Origin of the sequence: Arthrobacter sp. 2YAF22_2 (assembly GCF_052114645.1) — a bacterium.
GTDB lineage: Bacteria > Actinomycetota > Actinomycetes > Actinomycetales > Micrococcaceae > Arthrobacter.
Genome location: NZ_JBFRFD010000307.1, coordinates 1 through 4,603 on the forward strand (window position 1 = coordinate 1; position 4,603 = coordinate 4,603).

Below are 4,603 nucleotides of genomic sequence, written 5' to 3' on the forward strand. Positions count from 1 at the left end.
CTCAATTATATGGGTTACATAGATAACAACCCATATAATTGAGGTTGTCAATCATAATTTTCTCAACAGTTTTCCGGATGGTCAGGGCGCGGCGGTATCGTTGAGGCCGTCAAGCGTTTCTAGACRCCAACCGATGCTGTGAGGACCTGTGGCCGAAGCAACCCAGCAGGACAAGGAAACGTGGGAGAGCGGCCCGCTGCCGGCCCTCGATGACCGCCTCCTCGCCAGCGACCTGGTGAACGAAATCGAATTCCTGGCGGCGCGGGCGCGGTCCCTGGGCAGCAGCCGCGCCAACGCCATGCTGGCCTCGTTGGACCTGAAGGTGCGCTCCTACTCGGTCCTCGCGATGGCCTGCAGCGGCACCGAGCCCTCGCAGCGTGAGCTCGCTGATTTCCTGCGGCTGGATCCCAGCCAGATTGTCTCCCTGGTTGATGCGCTGGAACAGCGGGGACTGGTGCTCCGCGCGCCGGATCCGCGCGACCGGCGGTCCAAGGTCATCCGCCCGACGGCAGCGGGCGTGGAGCTGCATCAGCGTGCCGCGGCAGCTGTCCGGGTGGCCGAAGACACGTCCCTGGCGCCCCTGGACGGCCCGGAACGGGACCAGCTCCGGGTCCTGCTGCGGAAGATCGCGTTCGGCTGAGGCCGCGCCTAGTCCGAAAGTATGTCCAGTTCGACGCCGGCGAGCACCTTCGCCGGGTGCGGGCCGCGGGCGGTGAGCGCGGCGGTCCACGCGTCGGGCCATGGGCCCTGCGTGCCGGTCAGGATGATGTTGCCGGGGTGCCGGCCGGCGAACATGCCGGTCTCGGCGAAGGCTGCCACGTCGGCCATCGCCCGGCGCAGCGCGGCCACCTGGCTGCGGACCAGGGTTAGGCCCGGCTCGTCGCCGACATTGACGATCAGCACCCCCCGCGCGGTCAGTCGGGCCGCTGCCTCCTGGTAGAAGGCGGTGCAGGCGATGTGTTCCGGCGCCTCCGGTCCGGAGAAGATGTCCAGGATGACGACGTCGAAGCGCAGCTCCGCGGGCAGCGTAGCCAGCGACTCCCGGGCGTCGCCGATCACGGTGTGCAGCTCGGTCCCCTCCGGCAGCGGCAACTGCTGCAGCACGAAGTCCAGCAGTTCCCGCTCCAGCTCCACCGCGTACTGCACGGACCCGGGCCGCGTGGCCTGGATGTAGCGGGCCAGTGTCAGGGCGCCGGCGCCAAGGTGGAGGGCCGTGATGGGCTCGCCCCACGGCGCCGCAAGATCCACGACGTGGCCGATCCGGCGAAGATACTCGTAGAAGATGTCGGCGGGGTCGGCCAGGTCCACGTGGGACTGCTCGGCGCCGCCGATGCTCAGCACGTACCCGCCGTCGGTGAACGCGTCGGGCTCGATCACGGCGTGCTGGCCGGTGGTCCGCAGAAAACGGGTGGCGCCCCGGGTGGCGTCCCCGCTCACAGCCTGTCCCGCAGGGTGGAGAGCCGCTCGGCGGCTTCCTCCAGGACATAGATCTTCTTGCAGAACGCAAAGCGGAGCAGGCTGCGGGTCCGTTCGGCGCCTGCGGGGTGGCAAAAGACCGGGACCGGAATGGCGGCGACCCCGACCAGCTCCGGCAGCCGGCGCGCCAGATCTACCGAATCGGAAATCCCCAGCGGGGCCGTGTCCACATTCACGAAGTAGGTGCCCTGCGGGGTCAACACCTCCAGGCCCGCCGCGCGCAGGCCTTCGCTGAGGATGTCGCGCTTGAGCCGCAGGGTGTCGGCGATGCCGGCATAGAACTCGTCGGGCAGGCCCAGGCCCACCGCGATGGCGCTCTGGAACGGTGTCCCGGAGCTGTAGCTGAGGAACTGTTTGACCGTCCGGGCGGCGGCGACCAGGTGGGCCGGGCCGCTGAGCCAGCCGATCTTCCAGCCGGTGAAGGAAAAGGTCTTGCCGGCGGACGAAATGGTCAGCGTGCGCTCGGCGGCCCCGGGCAGGGTGGCGACCGGCAGATGCGCCACGCCGAAGGTGAGGTGTTCGTAGACCTCGTCGGTGATGATCACGGCGTCGTGCTTGGTGGCGAGTTCGACGACGCGCTCGAGGACCTCACGGGGGAACACCGCGCCGGTGGGGTTGTGCGGATTGTTCAGCAGCACCACCTTGGTGCGGTCGGTGAACGCCGCGGCGAGGGCATCAAGGTCCGGCATGAAATCGGGCGCCAGCAGCGGCGCGGTGACATGCCGGGCACCGGAGAGGCCGATGATCGCGCCGTAGGAGTCATAGAACGGCTCGAACGTGAGGACCTCGTCGCCGGGGCCCACCAGGGCCAGCAGCGCGGCAGCGATGGCCTCGGTGGCGCCGGTGGTGACGATGATTTCGGTCTGTGGATCCGGGGCGAGCCCGTAGAACCGCCGCTGGTGGACGGAGATCGCTTCCCGCAGCTCCAGGATGCCCTTGCCGGGGGCGTACTGGTTGGCGCCGGCGGCGATCGCAGCCTGGGCGGCGTCCTTGATTTCCGCCGGTCCGTCCTCGTCCGGGAAGCCCTGGCCGAGGTTGATGGCACCGGTGGTCAGCGCCAGCGTGGTCATCTCCTCAAAGATCGTGACGCCGAGGTCTCCGCCGGGGGAGAGCAGGTTGGCGCCGGTGGCAGCCCGCTGCCAGGGGGACAGCGGCTGCCCGCTCACCGGGTTCCCGCCTTCTCGTCCCGTCCGGTGAACTTGTCCATGGTGGTGTAGATGCCGAAGATCCTGCCGCCGACGAAATCCCAGGCCCGGACCGGCAGCAGGCCACGGAGCACCTTGCCGAGCTGCGCCGTCGCCGGGGCGATCAGCTGCGGCCTGCCGGCCACCGTGGCGCGCCAGGCGCGCTCGACGGCGTCGTCCGGGGTCATCAGCGGCGTGAACAGCGGGCCGCGCGCGCCGGTGAACATGCCGGTAGAGATGTAGCTGGGGCAGAACGTGGTGACCTTCAGGTGGGCATAGCCCTGCATTTCGAGTTCCAGCCGCAGCGAGTCGCTCCAGCCGATGACCGCCCACTTCGAGGCGGCATAGACGCTCATCCGCGGGTTGGACACGGTGCCCGCGGCGGAGGCGATGTTCAGGATCCGGCGCGGCCGGCCGCCGTTTGCCATCATGGCGGGCAGGAAGGCGTGGGTGACATACATCGGCGCGAGGGCATTGATGTCCATGGTCAGCGCAATGTCCCGGGCCGGCTCATGGTCCCAGAACAGGGCGCCGCGCACGATTCCCGCATTGTTGACCAGCAGCGTCAGCGGACCCTCGGAAGCGGCCTCCCCGGCGGCCTCGGCGATGGCCTCCCGGCTGGCCAGATCCACCCGGCGGACGACGGCGCGCGCCCCGAGTGCGGTGACCTCGCCGGCCGTCCGGCCGAGCCCGTCGGCGTCGACGTCCCAGAGAATGACGACGGCGGCACCCTCGCGGGCCGCCCGCAGGGCGTAAAGGCGCCCCATGCCCATGGCAGCGCCGGTCACAAGAACGACGCCTCCGGCTACGGTGAACGGCTCGACGGAATCGGCGGAAGATACGGAGTCGGCAGAAGAACTGTTTGATCCTGACATTCCGCCATGTTATCCCGGCCCGCAAGGCCCATGCGGTAGGTTCGGAGCATGAGACGCGCGGTATGCCCTGGCTCCTTTGACCCCATTCACAACGGCCACCTGGAAGTCATCGCCCGGGCGGCCAGCCTCTTCGACGAGGTCATCGTGGCGGTGTCCACCAACTACGCCAAGAAGTACCGCTTCCCGCTTGAGGAACGCCTCGACATGGCCCGGGAGACACTGGCCTCGCTGCGCGGGATCGTGGTGGAACCCGTGGGGGAGGGGCTGCTCGCCGAGTATTGCCGGCAGCGTGGCGCCTCGGCGATCGTCAAGGGCCTGCGCTCCTCCTCGGATTTCGACTACGAGTTGCCGATGGCGACGATGAACCGGCAGCTCACCGGGGTGGAGACGGTGTTCCTCCCGGCTGAGGGCCACTACCTGCACCTGTCCTCCACCTTGATCAAGGAAGTCTTCACGCTCGGCGGGGACGTCTCCGACTTCGTGCCGAGGTCCGTGCTGAAGCGGCTGAAGTCCGGCGAGCTGTAACCGGAACCGCCGCGCAGAGGGTAAGCTTGATCGGTACTCGGCGGCCTGCTGCCGGTTGCGCGGCCCCGATCTGGCCGGTGTGCGGTGCTGAACCGCGCGCTGCCGTCCGGTTTGAGTCCGCCCGGAAGTTCAGGCTAAGATAGTACGTCGGTCATATGTTCAACAGGAGTTCTCATTAAACGAGATGCTAGTTCGCCCCTGGCGTTCGACGTCAAGGACCTCGGACGCAGTCCGGGAAGCATGCGGACACTGACGGAACATGTACCCGCGCCAAGTGATCTTGGTGTGGCGCTCATCGGTGTGCAGGAAGGCTCGGACATCGGGCTGGATCTGCGCCTGGAGGCCGTACACGAAGGAATTCTGGTATCAGGTACCGCTATCGTCAAAGTAACCGGCGAATGCGGTCGCTGCCTGGATCCCCTTGCGTATGACCAAGAGGTCGATGTGCAAGAACTTTTCTTGTACGGGGAAGCTGAATTCCCGGACGAAGAAGACGAACAAGAGCAACGTCGAGTCGAGCACGATCTCGACTCGACGTTGCTC

At 67.5% G+C, this 4,603-nt stretch carries 6 protein-coding genes; 3 read left to right on the plus strand and 3 right to left on the minus strand.

Annotation, left to right across the window (positions count from 1 at the left end):
• Positions 1–148: 148 nt before the first annotated feature.
• Positions 149–640 (plus strand): MarR family winged helix-turn-helix transcriptional regulator, encoded by a 492-nt coding sequence (locus AB4Y86_RS12775; RefSeq protein WP_441402595.1) that lies wholly within the window; start codon positions 149–151, stop codon positions 638–640.
• Positions 641–648: 8 nt separating this feature from the next.
• On the opposite strand, the gene AB4Y86_RS12780 is transcribed toward AB4Y86_RS12775, so the two are convergent.
• Genes AB4Y86_RS12780 through AB4Y86_RS12790 form a run of 3 tightly spaced genes read right to left on the minus strand, consistent with a single transcriptional unit; the run spans position 649 to position 3,535 of the window.
• The gene (locus AB4Y86_RS12780; protein WP_441402596.1) at positions 649–1,437 is read right to left on the minus strand and encodes a spermidine synthase; all 789 of its coding nucleotides are present in this window, start codon (positions 1,435–1,437) and stop codon (positions 649–651) included.
• On the minus strand, positions 1,434–2,642 hold the full coding sequence (locus tag AB4Y86_RS12785) for an aminotransferase class I/II-fold pyridoxal phosphate-dependent enzyme (RefSeq protein WP_441402597.1): 1,209 nt from the start codon (positions 2,640–2,642) through the stop codon (positions 1,434–1,436). The genes AB4Y86_RS12780 and AB4Y86_RS12785 overlap by 4 nt, the downstream gene beginning before the upstream one ends.
• Positions 2,639–3,535 (minus strand): SDR family NAD(P)-dependent oxidoreductase, encoded by an 897-nt coding sequence (locus AB4Y86_RS12790; RefSeq protein WP_441402598.1) that lies wholly within the window; start codon positions 3,533–3,535, stop codon positions 2,639–2,641. Before AB4Y86_RS12790 ends, AB4Y86_RS12785 begins: the two co-directional genes overlap by 4 nt.
• A gap of 48 nt (positions 3,536–3,583) precedes the next feature.
• Here AB4Y86_RS12790 and coaD point away from each other — a divergent pair, with 48 nt between their 5' ends.
• Both coaD and AB4Y86_RS12800 read left to right on the plus strand, forming a co-directional pair.
• Positions 3,584–4,060: a pantetheine-phosphate adenylyltransferase gene (gene coaD / locus AB4Y86_RS12795; protein WP_441402599.1), complete on the plus strand. Its 477-nt coding sequence runs from the start codon at positions 3,584–3,586 to the stop codon at positions 4,058–4,060.
• Between the two features lie 198 nt (positions 4,061–4,258).
• On the plus strand, positions 4,259–4,603 hold a 345-nt coding region (locus AB4Y86_RS12800; protein ID WP_441402600.1), incomplete at its 3' end, for a YceD family protein.

Excerpts from the sequence above, each read along its gene's own strand:
- coaD (WP_441402599.1), top strand. The coding sequence starts at position 3,584 with ATGAGACGCGCGGTATGCCCTGGCTCCTTTGACCCCATTCACAACGGC.
- AB4Y86_RS12790 (WP_441402598.1), bottom strand. The coding sequence starts at position 3,535 with ATGTCAGGATCAAACAGTTCTTCTGCCGACTCCGTATCTTCCGCCGAT.